General features: G+C 49.9%; 20 protein-coding genes and 1 tRNA gene. 3 read left to right on the top strand and 18 right to left on the bottom strand.

Annotated features, from left to right (window positions below):
- Window positions 1-132: 132 nt before the first annotated feature.
- The 3 genes from I2G42_RS12265 to tadA form a co-directional block, all read right to left on the bottom strand.
- Complete coding sequence (locus I2G42_RS12265) at window positions 133-1566, bottom strand: RsmF rRNA methyltransferase first C-terminal domain-containing protein (protein WP_195531102.1); 1434 nt, start codon at window positions 1564-1566, stop codon at window positions 133-135.
- A 171-nt stretch (window positions 1567-1737) separates the two neighbouring features.
- A tRNA-Ser gene (locus tag I2G42_RS12260) sits at window positions 1738-1823 on the bottom strand.
- 179 nt (window positions 1824-2002) lie between these two features.
- A complete protein-coding gene (gene tadA / locus I2G42_RS12255) occupies window positions 2003-2551 on the bottom strand; it encodes a tRNA adenosine(34) deaminase TadA (RefSeq protein ID WP_117509593.1) in 549 nt (182 codons plus the stop codon).
- Between tadA and I2G42_RS12250 the strand changes: the two genes are divergently transcribed.
- Window positions 2551-3840, top strand: a complete 1290-nt coding sequence (locus I2G42_RS12250) for a DUF6128 domain-containing protein (protein ID WP_195531101.1) — start codon at window positions 2551-2553, stop codon at window positions 3838-3840. The two genes, tadA and I2G42_RS12250, sit on opposite strands and share 1 nt — an antisense overlap.
- A gap of 8 nt (window positions 3841-3848) precedes the next feature.
- On the opposite strand, the gene I2G42_RS12245 is transcribed toward I2G42_RS12250, so the two are convergent.
- The 4 genes from I2G42_RS12245 to I2G42_RS12230 form a co-directional block, all read right to left on the bottom strand.
- The gene (locus I2G42_RS12245) at window positions 3849-4544 is read right to left on the bottom strand and encodes an anaerobic ribonucleoside-triphosphate reductase activating protein (protein WP_055228308.1); all 696 of its coding nucleotides are present in this window, start codon (window positions 4542-4544) and stop codon (window positions 3849-3851) included.
- 102 nt (window positions 4545-4646) lie between these two features.
- Window positions 4647-5732 (bottom strand): tryptophan--tRNA ligase, encoded by a 1086-nt coding sequence (trpS, locus tag I2G42_RS12240; protein ID WP_022461312.1) that lies wholly within the window; start codon window positions 5730-5732, stop codon window positions 4647-4649.
- A gap of 164 nt (window positions 5733-5896) precedes the next feature.
- Complete coding sequence (locus tag I2G42_RS12235) at window positions 5897-6661, bottom strand: YlmH family RNA-binding protein (RefSeq protein WP_055218432.1); 765 nt, start codon at window positions 6659-6661, stop codon at window positions 5897-5899.
- A 66-nt stretch (window positions 6662-6727) separates the two neighbouring features.
- Complete coding sequence (locus tag I2G42_RS12230; protein WP_195531100.1) at window positions 6728-8872, bottom strand: Tex family protein; 2145 nt, start codon at window positions 8870-8872, stop codon at window positions 6728-6730.
- A 209-nt stretch (window positions 8873-9081) separates the two neighbouring features.
- Here I2G42_RS12230 and I2G42_RS12225 point away from each other — a divergent pair, with 209 nt between their 5' ends.
- Together I2G42_RS12225 and I2G42_RS12220 are read left to right on the top strand one after the other, a co-directional pair.
- On the top strand, window positions 9082-9561 hold the full coding sequence (locus tag I2G42_RS12225) for a hypothetical protein (protein WP_117801393.1): 480 nt from the start codon (window positions 9082-9084) through the stop codon (window positions 9559-9561).
- A gap of 19 nt (window positions 9562-9580) precedes the next feature.
- Window positions 9581-10399 (top strand): DUF975 family protein, encoded by an 819-nt coding sequence (locus I2G42_RS12220; RefSeq protein WP_055265104.1) that lies wholly within the window; start codon window positions 9581-9583, stop codon window positions 10397-10399.
- Between the two features lie 89 nt (window positions 10400-10488).
- On the opposite strand, the gene I2G42_RS12215 is transcribed toward I2G42_RS12220, so the two are convergent.
- The 11 genes from I2G42_RS12215 to I2G42_RS12165 all read right to left on the bottom strand — a co-directional run bounded on the left by I2G42_RS12215 (window position 10489) and on the right by I2G42_RS12165 (window position 24729).
- Complete coding sequence (locus I2G42_RS12215; protein WP_055265106.1) at window positions 10489-11706, bottom strand: homoserine dehydrogenase; 1218 nt, start codon at window positions 11704-11706, stop codon at window positions 10489-10491.
- A gap of 30 nt (window positions 11707-11736) precedes the next feature.
- The gene (locus I2G42_RS12210; RefSeq protein WP_022461318.1) at window positions 11737-12183 is read right to left on the bottom strand and encodes an ACT domain-containing protein; all 447 of its coding nucleotides are present in this window, start codon (window positions 12181-12183) and stop codon (window positions 11737-11739) included.
- 92 nt (window positions 12184-12275) lie between these two features.
- On the bottom strand, window positions 12276-13127 hold the full coding sequence (locus I2G42_RS12205; protein WP_055265108.1) for a TPM domain-containing protein: 852 nt from the start codon (window positions 13125-13127) through the stop codon (window positions 12276-12278).
- Window positions 13124-14233 (bottom strand): TFIIB-type zinc ribbon-containing protein, encoded by a 1110-nt coding sequence (locus I2G42_RS12200; RefSeq protein ID WP_195531099.1) that lies wholly within the window; start codon window positions 14231-14233, stop codon window positions 13124-13126. The genes I2G42_RS12205 and I2G42_RS12200 overlap by 4 nt, the downstream gene beginning before the upstream one ends.
- A 56-nt stretch (window positions 14234-14289) precedes the next feature.
- Complete coding sequence (locus I2G42_RS12195) at window positions 14290-15543, bottom strand: SPFH domain-containing protein (RefSeq protein ID WP_055228302.1); 1254 nt, start codon at window positions 15541-15543, stop codon at window positions 14290-14292.
- A 111-nt stretch (window positions 15544-15654) separates the two neighbouring features.
- Window positions 15655-16762 (bottom strand): peptide chain release factor 2 gene (gene prfB / locus I2G42_RS12190; RefSeq protein WP_117509617.1). Its coding sequence is split into 2 segments (ribosomal slippage): window positions 15655-16710 and window positions 16712-16762, totalling 1107 coding nucleotides; the frame shifts between segments, so codons are not numbered across the junction.
- Between the two features lie 141 nt (window positions 16763-16903).
- Entirely contained in the window at window positions 16904-19474 is a 2571-nt protein-coding gene (secA, locus tag I2G42_RS12185; RefSeq protein ID WP_055218413.1) for a preprotein translocase subunit SecA, read from the bottom strand.
- A 234-nt stretch (window positions 19475-19708) separates the two neighbouring features.
- Complete coding sequence (hpf, locus tag I2G42_RS12180; protein WP_055218411.1) at window positions 19709-20236, bottom strand: ribosome hibernation-promoting factor, HPF/YfiA family; 528 nt, start codon at window positions 20234-20236, stop codon at window positions 19709-19711.
- A 240-nt stretch (window positions 20237-20476) separates the two neighbouring features.
- Window positions 20477-21253 carry a phosphoribosylformimino-5-aminoimidazole carboxamide ribotide isomerase gene (gene hisA, locus I2G42_RS12175; protein WP_118750460.1) on the bottom strand — a complete coding sequence of 259 codons (777 nt, stop codon included), beginning with the start codon at window positions 21251-21253 and terminating at the stop codon, window positions 20477-20479.
- 326 nt (window positions 21254-21579) lie between these two features.
- Window positions 21580-24072, bottom strand: coding sequence for a S8 family serine peptidase (locus tag I2G42_RS12170; protein WP_195531098.1), 2493 nt, complete (start codon window positions 24070-24072; stop codon window positions 21580-21582).
- Between the two features lie 12 nt (window positions 24073-24084).
- A complete protein-coding gene (locus I2G42_RS12165; RefSeq protein WP_195531097.1) occupies window positions 24085-24729 on the bottom strand; it encodes a zinc ribbon domain-containing protein in 645 nt (214 codons plus the stop codon).
- Between the last annotated feature and the right edge of the window lie 16 nt (window positions 24730-24745).

Genomic DNA, 24745 nt, shown 5'->3' with positions numbered 1-24745 from the left:
AAAATGGGTCTTTTTTCCCGCCGTACTTTGCCATTATAACACAAGTATGTCTGAAATGAAAGTCTTTTTTAATTTCTGTTAATAACTTTGTAATATTTCGACGTTTTTCCTGCAAAAACTGGCATGATTTTTCTACTTTCTCCATCCAACAGGGTACTTATTTTTCAAGGTTCCATTGACCAGTTTGCCCCATCCAAGGCCGAATCCATCGACGCAGACCAGCTTCCAGCCCGACGGCGATGCGGTCTCTCCCGGCTCTACGGAAATTGTCTCACCGTGGAGATATTTTTCGGTACGCTCGTCATCTGCCTTTAAATTCATGTAATCTTTGAACTTGTCCGCGGAGAGTGTCACGGCAAACGGCTGTGACGGCTCGAAACGGTCTTTTTTCAGTTCACCGAGATACAGACCGTTCCGCAGGAAATGAAGATTCCGCACGCCATCCGGCAGGGACGGGGAATGGTATACTTTTCCGGCGCGGACTTCCAGTTCCTCCACAGGGATCGGTGCTGTCATCCGGGACAGGAAATCGGAAAGGATCTGTTTTTCTGCTTTCGACGGACCCGGTGCTTCCGTTCCGCGGTCTTTTTTCCGGTTTTTCTGTTTTTTGTTTTTCTTTTCGATCGGTTTTTCTTCTGTCTCATAAGGAATGGCTTCGCCTTTTTTGCGGAACAGGGCAAGGTAATGGCCCTCGCCGTTCATTTTGTGCGGCCAGATGCGCACGGTCTTTTCGATCTCCGGATCGCCGTTTCCCCAGACTGGATTGCCTTTTGAAAAACCTTCGTAGCCTTCCATCTCGATCAGTTCCATTTCCGGGAAGTTTTCCAGAAGAAAAGAAACGGTTCCCTCGTCCTCCTGCGGGGCGAAGGTACACGTCGAATACATCATGAGGCCGCCCGGACGCAGCATTTTGACAGCATTCGAGGTGATCTCGCGCTGCAGATCCGCAAAGAAATCCGGCCGCTCCGGGGTCCAGGTGCCGATGACTGCCTCGTCTTTCCGGAACATGCCCTCGCCGGAGCACGGTGCATCCACGAGGATTTTATCGAAGAAGCCCGGGAAGACGTCTGCAAGGCCTGCCGGTGTCTCATTGGTGACAAGCACGTTTTCGCTTCCGAACAGCTCCAGATTGCGCAGCAGTGCTTTGGCGCGGGCGTTGCTGATGTCATTGGCAACAAGAAGGCCGGTTCCTTTCAGGCGCGCATTCAGCTCGGTTGCCTTGCCGCCCGGTGCGGCGCAGAGATCGAGCACACGCTCACCCGGTTCGATCGGGAGGCGGGACGCCGGGGTCATGGCGCTTGGCTCCTGCAGATAGAAGACGCCTGCTGCATACAGCGGAGACTGGCCCATGCGCATGCCGTCCGGCACGAAATAGCCGTTTGGAATCCACGGAATTTTCTTCCACGTTCCCGGAACAAGCGGCGGGAAATCTTCGGTCCGGCATTTTTTTGTATTCACACGCAGCCCGGCTGTGCGGGGTGCGTCGTAGGAAGTTAAAAATGCATCAAATTCATCGCCCAGCATTTCCTGCATGCGGGTCAGAAATTCCTGTGGTAACTGCGCCATGTATTGTCTCTCCTTTTTATTTTGCTTTGTTGTGCATCGGTCCCTTTTCGTGAACTGACGATGCTTTTTCTGTCTTTGTTTCTTTTGTTTTGCATCTATTTCATAATTTCTCACAGAAAAAGAGACAGCTTTTTCGATTTTTCAATCTTTTGCTGTCTCTTTTTTGCATAGCGGAGAAGAAGGGATTTGAACCCTTGCGCCGTTTCCGACCTACTGGTGTTCGAAGCCAGACCCTTCAGCCTCTTGGGTACTTCTCCGTATTTTGTCAAATACATCATATATTATAGTGCTTTTTTCGGGATTCGTCAATGATTTTTTCGATGGTTTCTGCTGGAAATGCGGGGATTGTATTTTTTACGGAAATATTCGAAAGTGCAACTTACTCAAACAAATAATCTTCCTCAGGCAGCATCCCATCCCGATGCTGCCTCTTCTTTTATTCTTTCCCTTCTTCCGCCCTCTTCCTCTCTTCTTTTTTCTTCTTTTTCACCACCCGCAGTCTCCGGAAAAACGCACTCAGCATCTCCGAGCACTCTTCTTTCAGCACGCCGCGCTCGACCTTCACTTGATGGTTAAACTCGTGCATTTCCAGCATATTTAAGATCGATCCCGCGCAGCCCGCCTTCGGGTTCATGCTGCCGATGACGACTTCGCTGACTCTCGCCTGTACGATCGCACCGGCGCACATCTGGCACGGTTCCAGGGTGACATACAACGTACAGCCCTCCAGCCGCCAGTCGCCGAGCTTTTTGCTGGCTTTCCGGATCGCATTCAGTTCCGCGTGGGACAGCGTGTTTTTATCCGTATTTCTGCGGTTATAGCCCCGCGCAATCACCTTTCCCTCGTACACAATCACACAGCCGATCGGCACTTCCATCAGCTTTTCCGCTTTCTTCGCCTGCGTAATCGCCTGGCGCATGAAGCGTTCCCGTTCTTTCCGGTGCGCTTTTTCCTCCGGCGTTTCCAGCTTTGTTTCTTCTTCCATTGTGCACTTCCTTTCTTCTCTGCGTATATTTTCTGTCCTTCCCGCATATCGTGAACTGTAGCGCAGTATCTTTTTCTACTCTTTTTACTTCTATGCAGGAGGTTTTTATGTCTGATTACCGGCGTTTCATTGCCTATCTATACGAATACCCGAACAACCGCAAGGGCGGATGCTGCGGCTTTGTCCGCGTGGAGTCGCAGAACGGTTTCTGCCGCATGGACTTCCAGATCAAATCGCCGTCGCTTCCGCCGGAGACCTCGGTCACGGTCTACGGATTTATCCGCCGGTCAGGGCGGATGTACGGCATTCCGCTCGGAAATCTCCTCGCGGGTCGCTCCTCCACAAGCGGAAAGCTCTTCACGCACTCCAATTCCATTGGGCAGACGGATGTCACGCTCGACGAGCTTGGCGGTCTGATCCTGCTCTGCCGCCAGACCGGTGTCATCGCCACCCAGTGGGACGATCTTCCGATTCAGCCGGAGTTTTTCGCTCCCACGCTCCCGCAGGAGCCCAAAACATCCGCAGACAATGGTGCCAGACCGACCGAAGAGAAAACTGCCGAAACACCCGAACCTCTGGATCCCGCCGTACCTGCGCAGTCCCTGCCATCATCAGACGCTTCAAAAGCACAGTTCGATGAACTTTCCACAGAATTCAGCAGCAATTCCGAACTTTATCCACAAAATTCCAACCCGGAATCCACCGTCTCCACAGAATCCACATCAACTAACACGGTAAACACCGTTCCTGCAGACAGGATCACGCAATCATCCGCCAACACACTCCATCCCGCATCCGCGGAATCTGTGAAAACCGCAGAAAGCTATCCCTCTGCCAACCCGGAACCGCCGCAGCCCATCCCGGATTCTGCCGCCCAGCCGCTACATATGACTTCCGCCGATTTTCCCGCCGCAGCAGCCGTGCCGCCGTCCCGCGCTGCTCTCTATCTCCAGCTTCAGGACCAGTTCCCGGAGTTCCACCCGTTCCCAGATGATGATCTGACCGACTGCCTGCGCCTCTCACTCGACGATCTTCCACAGCTCCGCGCCGCCGGTCTTTCGGTGGATGCGAACCGCTTCGTCCTCCATGGCTCCTCGTCCTATCGCCATCTGCTCCTCGCCCGGAACCGCGACCAGCAGGAACTCTGGTATTTCGGTGTCCCCGGCGTCTACACGCCGAATGAGCAGTTCATGGCAAGCCTCTTCGGCTTTTTCCACTTCAAGCAGGCGATGCGCCCCTCCGAGCTCGCGCCCGATGCCCGCTTCGGCTACTGGTACCGCACGCTTTAAAGCGTTTTTTAATCCACGCCGCGGATCTCCACCGTCTCAATCTTTCCGCGCAGGATCTCGCAGAACCGCTCGAGCTGCTCCCTCGCATACCCCGAGAACCTCGGATCAATCACATAATCCGATTCCCGGTAATTCTGCAGGAAGTACCGTTTTGCCCCGGAAAGCCACTTTCCGATCGCTTCGATCTCTTCCCTTCCATGCAGCTCTTTGCAGAGCGTTGTCCGGAACTCATAGTCCACCACGCCGCTCTTTAAAAACTCGACCGACTCATTGATCCGCATCACATCGATCTTTTTCACGCCCGCCGTCTCGCCGTACCGGGACGGCGCGTTTTTGATGTCCATGGCGACGTAATCGATTTTCTTCTCTTCCACCAGCTTTTTCAAAATCTCCGGCCGGTATCCATTCGTATCGAGCTTCACAAGATATCCCAGTTCCTTAATTTTCGTCACGAACCGCTCCAGATCCGGATCCAGCGTCGGCTCACCGCCCGTCACGCAGACGCCGTCCAGCACGCCGCGCCGCTTTTCGAGCACTGCAAAAATCTCCTCCTCCGGAATCACCGGCTCCCATTCGGGATGCTGCACGAGATTTCCGTTCTGGCAGAACGGGCAGCGGAAATTACATCCGCCCGAAAACAATGTGCACGCCACCTTGCCCGGGTAATCCAGCAGCGTCAGCTTTTGAAATCCATGTATGACCATATGCTATCCTCTCCGACCGCAGGACTCCGAACTTTCGTCCGCCCTGCAACAGAAAAAGCGGAACCATAATGTCCGCTTTTTCCATTTATCTTCTATTGGTAATTATTTGCCGTAACGCTCTGCCTGGGAACGGATCAGGTCCAGATCATCAAAATAGTTGATTTTCATGGCTGCTTTGACATCCGCCAGTGTCTGAGCGGCAACTTTTTCTGCCTCTTCGCTGCCTTTTTTCAGCATCTCGTAGATCGCCGGAATGTCTTTTTCCAGCTCTTTTCTGCGGTTACGGATCGGCTCTAAGGTCTCCTGCAGTACATTGTTCAGGAACTTCTTCACTTTGACATCGCCAAGGCCGCCTCTCTGGTAATGCGCTTTCAGCTCGTCGAGATTTGCGTAATCCGGCAGATAGCGCTCGAAGTGCTCCGGCTGGCAGAATGCATCGAGATAGGTAAATACGGTATTTCCCTCGATCTTGCCCGGGTCGGTGATCTTGATATGATCCGGGTCGGTGTACATGCTCATGACTTTTTTCTTGATCTCATCCGGCTCCTCGGACAGGTAAATGCAGTTTCCAAGCGATTTACTCATCTTCGCTTTTCCATCGATACCCGGCAGACGTCTGCAGGAATCATTCTCCGGCAGCATAATCTTCGGCTGCACAAGTGCCTCGCCATAAACCGTATTGAATTTGTGGACGATCTCCTGTGTCTGCTCGATCATCGGCATCTGATCCTCTCCAACCGGAACGGTCGTTGCCTTGAATGCAGTGATATCGGCTGCCTGGCTGATCGGGTAGGTGAAGAATCCAACCGGGATGCTCGCCTCAAAGTTTCTCATCTGGATCTCCGATTTTACGGTTGGGTTTCTCTGCAGTCTGGAAACCGTAACGAGATTCATATAATAGAAAGAAAGCTCACACAGTTCCGGAATCTGAGACTGGATAAAGATGGTGCTCTTTTCCGGATCAAGTCCGCAGGAAAGGTAATCCAGTGCTACCTCCAGAATGTTCTGGCGCACCTTCTCCGGGTTGTCCGCATTGTCGGTCAGCGCCTGTGCGTCTGCAATCATGATGTAAATTTTATCGAATTCACCGGAGTTCTGCAGCTCCACGCGGCGGCGCAGTGAACCAACGTAATGTCCTACATGCAGCTTGCCGGTCGGTCGGTCGCCGGTCAGTATAATTTTTCCCATTTTTTCTTCCTGCCTTCCTGATACGTAATCTTCGCAGTCCGCTTCTGTATGAAAAATTTCATGAAAATTCTCATAACTGCGGACCTTCTACATACCCTCTATAATACCGTCTTTTTACAAACACTGTCAATGGTCTTTTCCTGTAAAATCCCTCAAAATATCTATTATGAGACAAATCGTTCAACAGCCACGTACAGCCTTCCCTTTTTCGTCTGGTTCTGCACGCCCACATAGCGGAATTTTCCCATATGGCGCACGGTCACGAGATCGTCCTCTTTTAATGACGCACTCGGCGATGTCACCAGCTTTCCGTTGATAAACACCTGGCTGCCCTCGATCAGCGGCACCATTTTGCTCCGCGAACTGCTGAACGCCAGCGACAGCACCGCATCGAGCCGCACGGAAGCGACGGAGCCTTCTTTCCGCTCGGTTTTCGGCTCCGTCAGCTCCTCCGGCAGTCCCGCCTCGACTTCACAGTACACGCTCGTATGGCGCACTTTTTTCAGCTCCGCACAGATGTAGTCCGCCATATCCGCCATACAGATCAGATACGCCTGGTTTCCATCGATCAGAATGTCTCCCAGCTTATACCGCTCCACGCCGAGATTCATCAGTGATCCTAAGAAATCACGGTGTGACAGCGCATCCGCAAATTTTTCATTCAGCGGGCTGATGCGCACGACTGCAATCGGAAGCATCGACGCATCACCGTCCTCTGCATAGGATGGCAGAAACAGCGCCGCTTTCCGTTCTGCCGCCTCGTATCCGCCGGACAGCACGTAACGCACGCCCGGGATTCTATTTACCGTACGGTAGAACAGATCCTGCTCCGCCAGCGTCAGAAACTCCGTGTGTGACGGAACATCCCTGTGATAACACTGCTCTGCCAGATCCTGAATCCGTCCGACCAGCACTTCTTCCTCATTCATGGTAATCCCCCTTTGATACACCGCGGGCTGCCCCTGTTTTCTTTCGGGCAGCCCACATATCACACTTTATTTATCAAGCAGCATCGACAGTCCGATCCGCTTCTTCGCCAGATCAAGGCTGATGACCTTCACTTCCACGATATCGCCGACGCTCACAGCCTCCAGCGGATGCTTGATGAAGCGTTTCGTCATCTGGGAAATGTGGACGAGTCCGTCCTGATGCACGCCGATATCGACGAATGCACCGAAGTCAATGACGTTGCGCACGGTTCCCTTTAAGATCATGCCGACCTTCAGATCCTTCATATCGAGCACGTCGGTGCGCAGGATCGGGCGCGGCATCTCGTCACGCGGGTCACGGCCAGGCTTCTGCAGCTCTTTGATGATATCGCGCAGCGTAATCTCGCCGACACCGATCTCCTCTGCCATCTTCTTGTAATCTTTGATGAAGAACGCCGTCGGTCCCTCGCTGATCTGCTCTGTCTTCATATTTAACTTTGCAAACAGCTTCTCGACTGCCTCGTAGCTCTCCGGATGAACGCTTGTGCCGTCCAGCGGATTTTTGCCGCCGGTGATGCGCATAAAGCCCGCGCACTGCTCAAACGCCTTCGGTCCGAGTTTTGCCACTTTCAGGAGCTCTTTTCTGCTCTCGAAACGGCCGTTCTCCTCGCGGTATGATACGATGTTTTTTGCAATCACCTTGCTGACACCGGAAATGTATTCCAGCAGCGACGCGGATGCCGTGTTCAGATCGACACCGACTTTATTCACGCAGTCCTCAACGACACCGCCGAGCGCCTCGCCGAGCTTCTTCTGGTTCATATCGTGCTGATACTGGCCGACACCGATCGATTTCGGATCGATTTTGACAAGCTCTGCCAGCGGATCCTGCACACGGCGTGCGATGGAAGCGGCGCTTCGCTGTCCGACATCAAAGTTCGGGAATTCCTCGGTTGCCAGCTTGCTTGCAGAGTAAACGGATGCTCCTGCCTCGTTTGTGATCACATACGCAACCTTCTCCGGGATCTCTTTTAAGATCTCGACGATGATCTGCTCGGACTCACGGCTTGCAGTTCCGTTTCCGACAGAAATCAGGGTGACACCGTATTTGTGGATCAGATCTTTTACGGTCGCTTTTGCTGCTGCAATCTTCTTCTCATTCGTCGGCGCGGTCGGATAAACCACGGTGGTATCGAGCACTTTTCCAGTCGCATCGACAACAGCCAGCTTGCATCCCGTACGGAACGCCGGATCCCATCCAAGGACAACCTGGCCTGCGATCGGCGGCTGCATCAGAAGCTGCTCAAGATTCTTTCCAAAGACCTTGATCGCACCGTCCTCTGCCTTTTCGGTGAGCTGATTTCTGACCTCACGCTCGATGGCCGGAGCGATCAGACGGTTGTAGGCATCCTCGATGGTCGCCTGCAGAACCGGCTTTGTCTGCGGATTCTCTTTGGTGATGATTTTTTTCTCGAGATAACGCAGGATTTCTTCCGTCGGCGCCTCAATTTTGACGTTCAGGAATTTTTCTTTCTCACCGCGGTTCAGCGCCAGCACACGGTGTCCGGCAATTTTCGATACCGGCTCGGAAAACTCATAGTAATTCTCGTAAACGGACTCTGCTTTCTCATCCTTTGCTGTCGAGACGATCAGGCCCTTCGCCTCGGTTCTGCGGCGGATCTCCATACGGTAATCGGCCTCATCGGAAATGCTCTCAGCGATGATGTCGCAGGCACCAGCAATGGCGTCTTTTGCCGTTTTGACTTCCTTTTCTTCTGAAACAAAAGCCTCTGCCTCTTTTTCGAGCGGCTCTTTTGTCATCTGCAGAAGAATGATATTCGCCAGCGGCTCCAGTCCTTTTTCTTTTGCGATCGTCGCACGCGTCCGGCGTTTCGGACGGTACGGGCGGTATAAATCCTCTACGACCACGAGAGTTGCGGCCTCTTCGATGGATTTTTTCAGTTCTGCGGTCAGCTTGCCCTGCTCCTCGATGCTCGCAAGGACAACGGCCTTGCGGTCATTTAAACTGCGCAGGTACATCAGACGGTCGTACAGATTTCGCAGTATCTCATCGTTTAAGGAACCTGTTGCTTCTTTTCGATATCGTGAAATAAAAGGGATCGTGTTTCCCTCGTCAATCAGTTTCACTGCAGCTTCTACCTGCCACGGTTTGACGTTCAGCTCGACTGCCAATACCTGATTCATATCCATAGGTAAATTCCTCCTGTTGTCTCTTCCAAAACACGCTGTTCCTTCTCTGTTTTTCCCGCATAAAAAGCGGGACCCTTGGCGGAACAGCCACTCTATTACCTTATCAATAGGTCTTGTTTTTGTCAACCTTACATGATAAAATCTTTACTATAGCTTTTTTGACAGACTGCGTGTGAAACCGCGCTTTTTTGCAGAAGAAAGGACATTTTATGACACCAGAAAATTACGATCCAAACACCAATGAGTCCGGAGATTCCTATCAGTCCTCCCATCCGTACGGCGTGCCTGAGGGCCAGCGTCCCGGACCGTATCAGCATTACCAGCAGCAGCCTCCCGTACAGCCGCCGCGCAGGACGGGTTCGCAGGCCCTTGCAGCCGCTTCGATGGTCATGGCGATCTGCTCCTTTTTGTTCATGCTTAACATGGGGTCCCTGTTTTTCGGCTCGCTCGGCGTGATCTTCGCCCTTTTAAGCCGCGGCGCAGGACGCATGAGCGGCACGGCAAAAGCCGGTCTTGCGGGCTGTACCATCGGCATAATTGTCGGTATCTGCATCATGTATGCTTTCCTGCTTTTCAACATGGTCAGCGGCGGCAGCACCAACCTGCTTGAGCGGTATTACAATCAGTACATGCAGGAATACCAGATGACACCGGATAACGGAACAACCACCGACGGAAATACCATCTAGGTACCAGAAAGGATTTTTCATGAACGGACAAAAACAGAAATTTTCAGAACTGAAAAAGCAGGCCCGTGAGGCCATGGCAGGCCGATGCGGCACGCTGGTGGGCGCAACCGCGATCAACCTGTTTCTCACCTTCTCCTGCTCCCTCATCCCGACGCTGATTTTTTCAGGCACAACGCTGTACGATATCATTTTCCTGAATCTGACGCTGTTCCTGTTTTCCCTGCTCCTCAGCCTCTTTCAGGCGGGCTACTTAAAGATCTGCCTCTCAACGCTGCGCGGGGAACCGATTTCCGTCGGTGATATGCTCTACGCTTTCTATCACCACCCGGACCAGTACGTGCTGATGTTCCTTATCATCAACGGCATCAGCTCCGTGATCGCCCTGATTTCCAGCATTCCAGGCTTCCAGTATCTTTCCTCCCCGAGTGCGGAACTGACGCTTGGAACAGCACTTTCCATCGAAGCCGAGCTTTCTTCTCTGATGAACGTTTACGTTTACAAGCTGATCGGCTCTCTCGTTTCCACGCTGGTGCTGGTTCCGTTTTCCCTTTCCACCTTTGTGATGAACGACGCTCCCGGCATCGGCCCGATCCAGGCGATCCGTCAGAGCTTTGCGATGATGAAGAAGAACTTTTTCCGCTACATTCTGCTTCTCTTAAGTTTCTTAGGGCTTGAGATTCTCGCATCCTGTTCCTGTGCCATCGGCTTTTTGTGGGTAATGCCCTATATGCAGATCACGATGGCTGCGTTCTATCAGGAACGGAAAGATGTCCTGTATCCGGCATCGGAACCGGTGGGATATGATACGGATTCCTTTGGATCCGGCACAGATCTTTAAAAATAAATTTTAAGATAACTAAAAAGACGTTTCACACCCCTTGCTTTACGGCTGTGAAACGTCTTTTTAGTTATGTCTATTTCGAGATCTTAAATTCTCGCGCGGATTCTGCTCTGGATTCCGTCGAGTTTCTCTGCTTTTTCTCTGTACTCCTGCTCTGTGATTTCGCCGGTAATAAATGCGAACTCCTCGGACAGACTTGGAACTGCTACGATTTCTACTTTTCCGAACAGCTCCTCGATCTCACTCTGGCGCTCTGCGGCGTGGCCGGACACGCGGACGAAGAAGCGGCTCTTTACATCATCGATCTGCAGCAGGTCCAGTTTTTCCTCGCTCCAGCTCATCATGATGTTTCTGCCTTTGTTCTTTGCGCAGTCTACGACATCGGCTACAACGGCACTTGCGGTCGGAAGCTTTCCTGCTCCGCTTCCGTAGAACATCGCATCACCCAGTACATTTCCGTGGATGAAGATGGCGTTGAAGACACCGTTTACGCTGTACAGCGGGTTTTTCGCGTCAATCATCACCGGGCTTACCATGGCGTAATACTGATCACCCACCTTGCGGCTTGTTGCGAGCAGTTTGATTGCGGTTCCCATCGAGGTCGCATATTTGATATCCTCTGCGGTGATCTTTGTGATTCCCTCGGTGTAAACCTCTTCGTAATTGACTTCTTTTCCATAAGCAAGAGAAGAAAGAATCGCAATTTTACGGCACGCATCGTAGCCTTCTACATCTGCTTCCGGGTTGCGCTCTGCGTAGCCGAGGCGCTGTGCCTCTTTTAATACATCTGCGAAATCGGAACCGTCGCTTGCCATTTTGCTTAAGATGTAGTTTGTCGTACCGTTTAAGATACCCGTTACTTCATCGATCTCATCTGCAGTCAGGGAGGAGTTTAACGGACGGATGATCGGGATACCGCCGCCGCAGCTTGCCTCAAACAGATAGTTTGCGCCGTGCTCTTTTGCAATTGCAAGAAGCTCGGTACCGTGTCTTGCCACCAGCTCTTTGTTGGATGTGCAGACGCTCTTTCCAGCCTCCAGCGCACGTTTTGTGAAGGTGTAAGCCGGCTCTACGCCGCCCATGACCTCGACAACAACATCAACCTCCGGATCGTTTGCGATCACTTCGTAATCATGTACCAGCACTTTTTCCACTGGATCTCCCGGGAAATCTCTTAAATCCAGAACGTATTTGATATTAATCTCGTTCTCTGCTCTCTTGTTGATGCTGTCATGGTTCGTGTTGATGACTTCCACCACGCCGGAACCAACGGTGCCATATCCTAATACTGCAATCTGAATCATCTCTTTTGTCCCTCTCTTGCTTTTTCTTTTTCAGGACTCCTGTCCTAAGATTTTAAAATAATGAACTCCCTGTCTGGACTCAATCTCGTTGATCATCTCCGAGGCGTCTCCCCGGTCTTCCGCGATATCCACGCTGATTGTCAGTGACGCCACGCCGTTTAACGGAATCGTCTGATGAATGGTCAGAATGTTTCCGTGAAACTCGGCGATAATCTTCAGCACATCGGAAAGCAGTCCCGGCTCATCGTCCATCTGCAGAATAAACGTAATCGTTTTTCCTTTTGCATTGTCATGAAAAGGAAGAATATCATCTTTGTATTTATAGAAAGAGCTTCTGCTGATTCCCGCTTTTTCCGTTGCCTGCTGCACGGTAAGCTCCTGCATATCCATCAACCGTTTGGCCTCGATGACCTTCAAAAGGACCTCCGGAACCGCCTTTTCTTTGATTACATAATACTTTGTTTTCTCTTCTCTCATGGCAATCCTCTGTTTCTATGTTCTTTCCAGGAAATACATTTGTTTTCACAGGAAAGATCGTACCATATTCCGGCACAATGCGCAAGGACTTTTTAGAATCCGATACTTCCGCCGCCGTGGCTGTTTCCGCTGGCGGATGTGTGAACGTGGCTTCCGCCGCCACCGCCTCCTCCGCCGCCGGAACCGCCTCCTCCGTGGTTTCCGTCGTCCCTCGGGATCTTGTGCATCGACACATGGCGGTCAATCAGTGCATCCCTGCGGTCTCTGATTTTTACGCGTTTCAGATCTGCATAGCCCTTTGCACCGCGGTTTTTCTTTCGTCTGTAACTCTTCCAGATTCCAAAATAAACACAAAATCCTGTCAAAGCAGCTAAAAGGATAGCAATCATTGCCTCGGTACTGTTGATTTTACGGTAATGAATGATCGAGCCGTCTTCTGTAATCAGGTAGTCCGCCTCGGAAACACCGCGGTCGAAGCACTCCTGCGTTATCGTAATCATTTTTGCAAACGTCCCCGCATAGTCGCCCTCTTTTGCATAGCTCTGCGCTGCCTGCAGAATGTCATCGATTTCCGCGTCCGACATATAATACTGCATAATGCCCGACGTTGAAATCACAATCTGGCGCTGTCCCATGTCGATGAGGAAGCAGACGCCGTTCGGCTCCTTCGGATACTTTTTATCATAGAAATCATCCGCAATCGCCTGGCAGTCCTCGGAGCCGCTGCTGTACTCGGTCAGGATCACCATATGAATGTCCGTATTGCTCTCGAACTCCGCACAGGAACGCTCGAGATCCTGCTCCTCCTCATCCGAAAGAAGCGATGCGTTGTCGTAGACATACTGGGTGTCCGCTTTTACGGTATTCACAGAAAAAATCCCGCACAGCAGAAGGGCTGCAAAAATGCCGAGCAGATATTGTCTCGCTTTTTTCATTCTTCTCATGAGAAATACCCTCCCACCAGCATAAAGATCAGTACGAAAAGTGCACTCACAACCGACGTCAGCAGCGCTTTTTTCCGCTCAAACGGAAAATCACCGTTGATCGTGCCGGTCTGGCCGTTCATCGCGTAGTAATAAACCTTTCCGTCTTTTCCCGGATACGTCAGTGTCCAGACCGGAAACAGTACGTAACGCCAGTCCTCCTGCTTTGGAGAAAGCTTCATTTTCTCCTGCTCGAGGGAGAGATACTCGTTCGCCTCGTTCCGCATTGCGCCGCGCGCCATCGTCTCCAGTTCTTTTTTCAGTTCCGGTGCGATCTGCGCCTGTTCGATATCACGTTTTTCCGCCTGAAATCCGGAAAGATAGCCCATAGAAAACGGCTGCATCTCCTCCAGACGATAGGGCTGCACGCATTCGATCAGATCGCGGTCGGCCTTGTTCAGTGCATTGCGCGACAGACCACCCACGCGGACCTCGCCCTCCCGGCGGACATCGTAGATGCTGGTCTCTTTGTACTCCACATCACCGGTCTGCCAGACTCTCACCTTCCGGCCGCGTGCCATGTAATCCGTCTCAAAGTCTCCGCCGTAAATCCAGTACGGGAAATAGACACCCGTCATCTTCTGTACCTGGTTTTTCTCGAAAAAGTCCTTCGGAATAAAGCGTTTCTTCCGCGCAAATGACAAAAATTTCTCGATTGCCTGCTCCTTGCTGATCTTAAACGGTAGCACGAAATCCGGCATATATTCTCCCGAGAGCCGGCCGGAAAGCACCACCGGGTTGTGGCAGTAGAAACAGTATGTCGCTGCCGTCGTCGCATCGGTCACAATCTCGGCGCCGCAGTTCGGGCAGGTGTAAACAACTGCTTCGCCCTGCTCTGTTTCCCCTTTTGTTTCCTCCGTACTGCTTTCCTTCTGTGCATCGGATGCTTCCTGTGCACCGGCAGCATCGTCCTCCCCGTTCAGCGCTTCCGCTACTTTCGGGTTCGCCTTTTCGGCTTCTTCCTGTGTAAACGAGGACAGGCAGTACTCGCATTTATACTTTCCGCTTGCCGGATCGAAGGTCAGATCGCCTCCGCAGTTCGGGCATTTGTATGTAATAACCTCCATATTCTATCCCTCCTTCCCCGGAGCCGCTGTTGTATTGGATGGTTATCTGTTTTCTTTTACTGTCTTGGTTTTCCGCAGTTCGAGCAGAACTTGCCGGTATTCTCGGTCCCGCATGCGCAGACCCATTTTCCTGCCGCTTCCGGTTTCGGGCTGCCGCAGTTCGAACAAAACTTCCCGCTGTTCTCCGTTCCGCACTTGCCGCAGATCCACACCATCGGCTTTGCACTTCCGCAGTTTGAGCAGAAATTGCCGGTGTTTTCCGTTCCGCAGGAGCATTTCCATACGCCTTTTGCAGCTTCCTGTTGTGCCTTGGCTGCCGCCTGCTGCTGCATCTGCTGCTGATTCGAAGCGGACGCCGATGCAAACGAGGAACCGAAGGCATTCATGCCCATCTGAACACCCATAAAGCCGTTCATGGCTCCGTTTGGGTTGGCTGCTGCTTTCTCCATACTGCGTGCCATCGCTCCCTGTACATAACCCTCACGGATCGATGGATCAGACATCATCGCACCTTCGTTGCGCATCTGGATCAGTTTCTGGGAAGCTTCATCGTAGGAAAGGCTTGCGATTGCCACGGACTGGATCTCCATGCCGCGCATTGCCCGCCAGCTCTCATCCATCGCATCTGCCATGTAGCGGGACAGCTCGGCGCTCTTGGATGCTGCGAACGAAATGCGGATGCCGTCGGCTGCCATCTGATTGATCGAGGACTGCAGGCCCTCTAAAAATTCGTTCATATACTGCTCGTTGATATCCTCAATCTCCACGCGGGATGCGTTTCTCGGCACAGCCTCTGCGTAGAAGCGGAGCGGATCGACGATGCGGATGGAATAGGAACCGTGTGCCCGAAGGAACAGCTCGGCATTGTAGAACTGGTCGAAATAGTTGACCGGATTTCTCGTTCCGAATTTGATTCCCTTGATTTCCTGCAGATTAATATAGAAAACTCTCTGCTCATGCGGGGTCTGGCCGCCGAATTTCAGGCGCTCAAACGTATCTTTTACTGCCGCGTCAAGCGATCCGCTGAACATCGACGGAGACGATGACTGATCTACGGTAAAGTAGCCCGGCTCTGCGGTGTAATCAATAATCTTTCCGCCGTCCACCAGCATCATGAACTGATTGTCATAGACATGGATCACAGAACCGTTTGAAATCGTCTGGCTTCCCTTTTTATTCTGGCCTTTTCTTACCAGAATTCCCTCTGTAAATACCGTATGTTCCCCCATCTCATACGGTTCCACGGTCTCCAGCCACTGATCGGCGAGACTGCCGTGTACTGCATTGACTGCTGCTCTGATAATACCCATACTTTTACCTCCTGTTTGCCTTTGGCTTCAAAACAGAAAGGAGCATTTCCGTCCTCTGTTGGTGAAAATGCTCCTTATTTTACTTGTCACTGTGCTCTGCCCACAGCCGAATTATGCTTCTTCCTCTTTCGCTCCGGTTCCGAGGGCAATCCACTTCAGATATGCGTTGATAAACAGATCAATTCCGCCGTCCATGACTGCATCGACGTTTCCGGTCTCTGCGTTGGTACGGTGGTCTTTGACCATGGTGTATGGCTGCATAACGTAAGAACGGATCTGGTTGCCCCAGCCGATCTCGGTTACTTCGCCGCGGATGTCGCTCAGCTTATCTGCCTGCTCCTGGAGTTTCAGCATATACAATTTTGCTTTCAGCATCTGCATTGCCTTGTCCTTGTTCTGGAACTGGGAACGCTCATTCTGGCACGTAACCACGATGCCGGTCGGCATATGCGTGATTCGGATCGCCGATGACGTCTTGTTGATGTGCTGTCCGCCGGCACCGCTGGAACGGTACGTATCGATACGGATATCCTCATCACGAACCTCAACATCGATCTCTTTGTCGATATCCGGCATAACATCGCACGATACGAACGATGTCTGGCGTTTTCCTGCCGCGTTGAACGGAGAAATACGGACGAGACGGTGAACGCCTTTTTCGGATTTCAGATAACCGTAAGCGTTTTCGCCGTTGACCTGGAATGTCACGGACTTCACACCGGCCTCATCACCGTCCAGAAAGTCGAGTTCCTCGATCGTAAAGCCTTTGCGTTCTGCCCATCTGGTGTACATACGGTACAGCATGCCGCACCAGTCGCACGCCTCGGTTCCGCCTGCACCTGCGTTCAGTTTGATGATCGCATTGTCCTTGTCAAATTCGCCGGACAGCAGGGTTTTGATGCGGATGGCATCGAAGGATGCCTTGAACTCTTCCATCATTTCCGCGATTTCCGGAACAACGGAATCGTCATCCTCCTCCTGTCCCATCTCGATCAGAGTTTCCATATCTTCTTTGGCGGATACCAGTTTCTGATACGTATCTCTGTCCTCTTTCATGCTGCTCAGCTGTTTCATCTGCTCCTGCGCTTCTTCGGGGTTGTCCCAGAAATTGGGTTCCTCCATTTTACGCTCTAATTCTTCGATCCTCTGCTCTTTGTTAGCGAGGTCAAAGTGAATCCCTCACTTCCACTAATGGTTTATCGTATGTGCCAAGTTCCATTTTGAACTGGTCTAATTCAACTACCACAAGCTTCACCTGCTTTCTGTTTTATATTTTGTATGACACGCAGCTTCTGGTAGGGAAGCTGCGTGCTTTGTCAAACGGATCGTGCTCATCCGTCTCACTGCTGTTCTGCTTTTATCAAACCGGTTTTCTTCCGCAGCACTGTTTGTACTTCTTGCCGCTTCCGCACGGGCATGGATCGTTTGGATAGATCTTACGTTCTGCGCGCTGTACCGGTTTTCTCGGGCCGGACTCGTCTTTGTTGGTTCCGGTCACTTTGGCTACCTGCTCACGTTCTACTTTCTGCTCAACACGTACATGGAACAGGAGACGGACGGTATCCTGCTGGATGGACTCGAGCATTTCGTTAAACATGTCGTAAGCTGCCATCTTGTACTCAACCTTCGGGTCTCTCTGGCCGTATGCCTGCAGGCCGATACCCTCGCGGAGCTGATCCATATCATCGATATGATCCATCCACTTCTGGTCGATAACCTTCAGAAGAACGACACGCTCAAGCTCACGAATCTGCTCCTCCTCCGGGAATTCTGCTTCTTTCTCCTCGTAGAGTTTAACAGCTTCCTCTTTTAACTGCTGTTTCAGCTCGTTTTTGGAAATCTTCTCTACGCGCTCTTTTGTCACTGCCTTCACCGGCATGATGGAGAGCAGCATCTCATTTAACTCGGTCAGATCCCACTCGGACTGCTCGGTGTTCTCGCCGATGCAGAGATCCACAGTATTGTCGATGGTGTCGGCAATCATCTTGAAGATGGTGTCTCTCATGCTCTCGCCGTCCAGAACGCGGCGTCTCTCTTTGTAAATGATCTCACGCTGCTCGTTGTTGACCTGGTCATAGTCGAGCAGGTTTTTACGGATTCCGTAGTTGTTGCCCTCGATCTTCTTCTGCGCTTTTTCGATGGCGGAAGAAAGCATCTTGTGCTCGATCTGCTCATTTTCCGGTACGCCGAGGGATTTGAAAATGCCCATCAGTTTTTCGGAACCGAAGAGTCTCATCAGATCGTCTTCCAGGGAAATGTAGAAACGGGACTCACCCGGGTCTCCCTGACGGCCGGAACGACCGCGGAGCTGATTGTCGATACGGCGGGACTCATGACGCTCGGTGCCGATGATCTTTAAGCCGCCGGCAGCTTTTGCCACATCATCCAGCTTGATATCGGTACCACGGCCGGCCATGTTGGTCGCGATGGTAACGGCTCCTGCCTCACCGGCATGGGCTACGATTTCTGCCTCGAGCTCATGGAACTTCGCATTTAAGACCTGATGCGGAATTCCCTCGCGGCGAAGCATTTTGCTGATCAGCTCGGAAGTCTCAATGGTGATGGTACCAACCAGAACCGGCTGGTTCACGGCATGTGCCTCTTTGACTTCCTCTACGACTGCGTGGAATTTCTCTTTTTTCGTCATGTATACGGCATCGTCCATATCCACACGGATGACCGGGCGGTTGGTCGGGATCTCGATAACGTCCATGCCGTAGATGTCACGGAACTCCTGCTCCTCGGTGAGGGCAGTACCGGTCATGCCGGCTTTTTTCTCGTATTTGTTAAAGAAGTTCTGGAACGTGATGGTTGCCAGAGTCTTGCTCTCTCTTCTTACTTTTACGTGCTCTTTTGCCTCGATTGCCTGATGCAGACCATCGGAATAACGGCGGCCCGGCATGATACGGCCGGTGAACTCATCGACGATCAGAACCTCGTCGTCTTTGACTACGTAGTCCTTGTCGCGGTGCATCAGATAATTGGCACGCAGCGCCAGGATCACGTTGTGCTGGATCTCCAGGTTCTCCGGATCGGAGAGATTCTCGATATGGAAGAAGTTCTCGACTTTCTTCACACCGTCATCGGTCAGGGTAACGAATTTGTCCTTCTCGTTGACGATGAAGTCTCCGGTCTCCTCGATCTCCTCGCCCATGATCGCGGTCATCTTGGTCATCTCGCCGCTTGCCTCGCCGCGCTGCATCTGGTGTGCCAGAATATCTGCGGTCTCGTACAGCTTGGTGGATTTGCTGCTCTGTCCGGAAATAATCAGAGGTGTTCTTGCCTCGTCGATCAGGACGGAGTCGACCTCGTCGATGATACAGTAAGCAAGCTCTCTCTGTACGAGCTGCTCTTTGTAGATCACCATGTTGTCACGCAGGTAATCGAAACCAAGTTCGTTGTTGGTGATGTAGGTGATGTCGCATGCATACTGCTGGCGGCGCTCATCGTTCTTCATATCGTTCAGAACGACACCGACGGTCAAACCGAGGAATCTGTGGACTTTTCCCATCCACTCAGCATCTCGGTTTGCCAGGTAATCGTTGACGGTAACGATGTGGACACCGCGTCCGGTCAGTGCATTCAGGTAAGCCGGAAGGGTGGAAACGAGGGTTTTTCCTTCACCGGTTTTCATCTCGGCGATACGGCCCTGATGGAGGATAATACCACCGATCAGCTGTACGCGGTGGTGTTCCATACCGAGGGAACGTTTTGCTGCCTCGCGGACGGTTGCGAATGCTTCCGGGAGAATGGAATCCAGGGATTCGCCTCCGTTGTAGCGGTCTTTATATTCCTTTGTCTTGGCACGCAGCTCTTCATCGGTCAGCGCCTGCATGGTCGGGCGGAGAGCTTCGATTTTGTCTACGATTGGATAGATTCGTTTCAGCTCGCGCTCACTGTGCGTACCAAAAAGTTTTTCTGTGAATTTCATAGAATGTTTGCTCCTGCTTTCTCTATTAATTGCCATATTAACATATGGTACTATTCTACCACTTCTGGCACAAGATAACAATGAATTTTTCGTAAACATTTGGTGCCGTTCCCCGGTTTCCCGCTGTTTTTACGGCTTTTCCCGGACTTTCCGGCCCTTTCCGCGAAAAAATCACCCTGTTTCACAGCTTTTCTAAGCTGGAAACAGGGTGACTGTTCATTCTTTATTTACTTTTCAGCACTCCGGCTCGATCAGACCGTAGGTGTTGTTCTTTCTCTTGTAAACGACGTTTACTTCGTCGGTCTCTGCATTGCGGAATACAAAGAAGGTGTGTCCAAGAAGTTCCATCTGTACGCAGGCATCTTCCGGATACATTGGTTTCATGCCGAATTTTTTCGTACGGATGATCTGGATGTCTTCGTCCTCCAGATAGTCATGCTCCAGATATTCTTTCTGGAAGTTTCCTGCTTCCTGCTGTTTGTCGGCAATTTTGTTTTTGTATTTGCGAAGCTGGCGTTCGATGACTTCCTCTACCAGATCGATGGATACGTACATATCGTTGCTTACCTGCTCGGAACGGATGATATTTCCTTTTACCGGAATGGTAACCTCAATTTTCTGTCTTTCTTTCTCTACGCTTAAGGTTACAATGACATTTGTGTCAGGCGTAAAATATTTCTCCAGTTTGCCAAGTTTTTCATTGACCGCGGCTTTTAATCCCTCTGTCACGTCAATATTTTTTCCGCTGATGGTAATTTTCATTATGCCCAACCCCTTTGCTCTCAAATTTTACAGGTTTTTCACTTCCCCTGTAAGTAACTCTAATTATAGCAATAGTTGTCTTTATTTGCAATAGTATTTAGAAAATTCATGAATATTTTAGAGTTTTTTCCTGCAATTTTTGTGATTCTTTCTTTCCGTCCATTTTTTCTCGCATCTATATGAGGAAATCAAACACACTTTATCCTGTCATGTTATTTTCTTTGCTTGTTATCTTTTTCCTTACCTTCTGCACATTTCCAGTACGTCTTCAAATTTCATGTTTCCGCCAAACAGATCCAGTGCGCTTCCGATCGTCACATCCACATAATCGTTCCCAACCTTTTTCAGCAGTTCCAGATCCGCAAAGTTTCCGACGCCGCCGGCATATGTAACAGGGAAATCTTTCATTTTCGCAAGTAATTCCACCAGTTCTGTCTCGATACCGGATGCTTTTCCTTCGACATCTACCGCGTGGATCAGAAATTCATCACAGTATTCCGTCAGATGATGCAGGAGCGGTTCCGTTACTTCTTCCTCTGTAAACTTTTGCCAGCGGTCCGTTACAATATAATATTTCCCGTTTCGTTTCCGGCAGCTTAAGTCCATGGTCAGCCGCTGTTTTCCAACAGTCGTTACCAGTTTTTCGAGATTTTCATAGAATACATGGCCATCCCGGAACACATACGATGTCACGATCACATGGCTTGCACCGGCCGTCAGAAATTCGCAGGCATTTTCCGCGTCGATACCGCCGCCAACCTGCAGTCCGCCCGGATACGTAGAAAGTGCCAGCAGCGCCTGCCGCTTTGTTTCCGGATAATATTCGGAATCTTTTTTGTTCAGAAGAATCACATGACCTCCGGTGATCCCTTTTTCTTTATATAACTGCGCATAGTAAGACGCATCCTGCTCCGAAACAAAATTTTCATTTGCCTGGTTTCCCTGATCTTTTAAGGATCCCCCAACAATCTGTTTTACTTTTCCATTGTGGATATCAATACATGGTCGAAATTTCATAAATAAAGTCCCCTGTCCCTTTCCTGTTCATCGAATGGATATCTGTAGTTCGCGATGATTCGGTTAAAAAATTTTTATCTCCCTCAAATTTCTCATATTATATCAAATTTCGGACTTCCTGTGTGCAAATTCACTCTTTTTTCACTAAAAAGCTCCCCTTGGATCTTTTGTTCGTGTGCATGACAGCAAAAAAATGCCGCAATCCGGATTTTTTTCCCGAACTGCGGCATCCCATTATACTTTATCTTATGTTTTGTCCTATCCCGTGCTTATGCCTAGACTCATGTTTCAGTCTATCCTTGGGTTTATGCCTGGAATCATGTTTTCTACTCCTGTACCACAGAATAAGAATAGTCAGAAAGATTGACACGGATCACCGTTTCTTCTCCGGACGGTGTACCGTCCATTTTCACATCAACATGATCACCTTCGTAATGTACTTCATATGCCCAATAGTATCCCGGATAGAAACTTTCTACTTCATACAATTCATTTCCGTCTTTATCAATTGCGCCAAAATCCGGTCCATAGAAAGAGCAGTAATAAAGTGTTCCGTCCGGTCCGAAATCCGTTCCTGTCATGGAACCATGTGATGATGCACTGTGCCAGATTTCTTTTCCGTCCCGGAGGCGTACGGCATAAATAACTCCACAATGCGCATAATAATACCTGTCTTCATAAATTCCAATTTCTGTATTGGCTGTTATCTCCGCTGCCGGAGATTTTTCTGTCTCAATGGTCCATACTACATTTTCATCCTGATCCAATCCGGTAATCACAGCATACTCCTGATCCCGATTTTCTTCTGAAGCAAACAGGTCATGCGTTTTTTCTCCGTTATTATAAAAGGTTTCCAGTATTACATGTGTTGCATCTTTTTTTGCCACCTTTTCCAGAGCAGCTTTCAGATTCAGCATCGGATACTCTTCCCGCTTGTCCTCCTGACAGGTTGATCTTGCGGTTCCGGCTGTGGAGATCAGTGTCTCTTTTACCTCCTCCGCCGAAAGTTCCGGAGCCACAGACCACAGAACAGCCGCAGAACCGGAAACCAGTGGGGCCGCCATGGATGTTCCAGGCAGATTTCCATATTTAATCCCGTTTTTCACTGTTCTAAGATTTTTATGGCCTGGATTTTCTTCGGTATAGGAATCATCTTTTTCTGTAATCGTGCTGTAAACATCATATCCAGGTGCAACAATATCTATATTGGAACCATAATTTGAAAATTCTGTCATTTGATATCCCTTTTCTGTTTCCTGCACTGCACCTACAATCAGGATATGATTTCGAATTTTCTCATAGGAGTATCCGCTTCTGCTTAATCTATGCGTTTCTCCATCCAGTCTGTTATAAACCTCCTCATTAATTCCGCAATAATCTCCTGTCTTTTGAACATCAAATCCCACACCACCGTTATCATACCCATTGCCTGCACTCTGGACAATTAAAAATCTTTCCTGTTGATTTAAAAGCAATTCAAAAAGCATCACTGTCATCTGACTGGAAGTGCATTTTGCGCTCGTTTCTAATTCCTTTTGATAACTTTCGTACAACTCATATTTCTGATCAATCTTCCCTTTTTCTATGAGAAACTCCGCTATTTTTTCTTCCCATACCGGTCTTTCCCCGATTAGCGTATCTTTTAAATACTGCTCTCTGGATTGTATCACAGTTGCCCATGAATTATTCACCACGCAGGCCGTATGTTCACTTAGCATCGTTTCAATCATCTGTTTTGTTACATTTACATATTCTCCTGTACTGAAGAGATCTTCTTTCCACCAGCTCACAAAATACAAATCCGTCCGATCTGCCACACCACGGATTCCGGCCTGATTATTTTCCGCACCGATCAATCCCGTCACATGTGTGCCATGGTCAAATGCCAGATTTTCTTTGTAATCTTCCAGCCAGTGAATTTTACTTTCGCCGTTTTTCTGAAATTCTTCGTGTTCCGCATCAACTCCATCATCCATAATGCCGACCGCCACATTGGCAAGATCCTGCTCGTGGGAATCAACATAGTCCCATGCAGAAAATGCTCCAATTGCCTCTGCCCACCAGTCATTTCCATCTGGTTTGCTTTCATTATGGTCATTATTCTTTTTATCCTGTTCTCCTGCCTCCCATGGATTCTCATCTGCAGTATTTTCCATCATCATCGGAATTTCCGTCGAACTGTAGAGCACATTTTCTTCTTCCATCAGAATTTCAGCCTTCTGTTCCAGATCCGCATACGCGGTGTCCTCCACCAGGATTTCAATCACGTTCATGCTTCCGCTCATATTTCCAACCAGCGTTCCATCTACCTTTGCTGCAAGTGCTTCCCGCTCTTCCTGGCTGCTGTTTTCTATCAGATAAACAATCAGCAGATTTTCGTAGTACAACAGGCCGGTATCTTCATCATAAGAAACGGTACTTACCGACGGCTGATAAACCGTATCCCCATTGACACATTTTTTCATTGTGCCTGGCTCTTTCACATCCTGACTATCCTGCGACTGTTCTCCATTCTGATTCTTGTTCTGTTTTTGGCTTTGGTCACCTTCATCTGCCTGCACTTTTTCCTGTTTTTGTTTCCATTCTTCCAGTTGTCTTTCTTTCCATCCCTGTATTTGCTTCTTCTGTGATCCAACTGCAATGGCAAGCAGGATACCTAAAAACAGCACAATCACAATGACAAGTACCAGAAATCTTCGAATTTTCTTTTTTCTCTTCTTCTTTTTTTCTTCCGCCACATGGCAGCCACAGTACTGGCAATAGGCATCTTCTTTCTGAATCCTGCGTCTGCACCTGGGACATTTGATTTCCTTTTTCATTTTCTGCTCCTCTTATTGCAGTTTTGATCCGCAGCGCGTACAAAACTTTTCTCCTTCTTTCGGAATTCTTCCGCAGGAGGGACACGCTGACCGCATCTTCGAAGCTGCCGGGTTCTTTGATACGGTTTCTTCCGGCTTGATTTTTCTTGAAATACTTTTCTTTGAAGCACTTTTCTCTTTAGAAACCATTCCCCACAGTGCAAATATAAGAATCAGAACATGAAGTGCTATCCACACCCACACAAATTCCATGCGAAGCGGCATTCCTGTCATCTGGCCGTTATAATCAACCTTGTTTTTCCATCCCCAGCTGAGTCGTTGCATTGACCACGCAAGACCTCCGTTTGTCACGATGGATAATACAATTGCCAGAACATAGGTCTTTTTTCCATTTAACAGCGTAACCAGAACTGATCCCACAAGCGTTACTGCCGCTGTTCCAATCAACCATGCGTTGATATTTTCAAAGACACTTTCCTGCATCAGTTTCCAGATCATCCCTCCGACAAAAGAGTCTCCTTCCTGGCTTTCCATTCCATAGAGAATCACATCGTAAAGCCGGATGGCATCATCTTTCCAGCCGATCATTCTGCAGAAATATAGTGGTATCGTACATAAAAACAGAATTACAATGACGTATTTTGCTTTTGTTTTCATCTGAAAATTCTCCTGT

This window comes from Fusicatenibacter saccharivorans (genome assembly GCF_015557635.1).
GTDB classification, from domain to species: domain Bacteria; phylum Bacillota; class Clostridia; order Lachnospirales; family Lachnospiraceae; genus Fusicatenibacter; species Fusicatenibacter saccharivorans.
The sequence above is the reverse complement of the archived record's forward strand: the minus strand, read 5'-3'. Positions and strand labels throughout refer to the sequence as shown.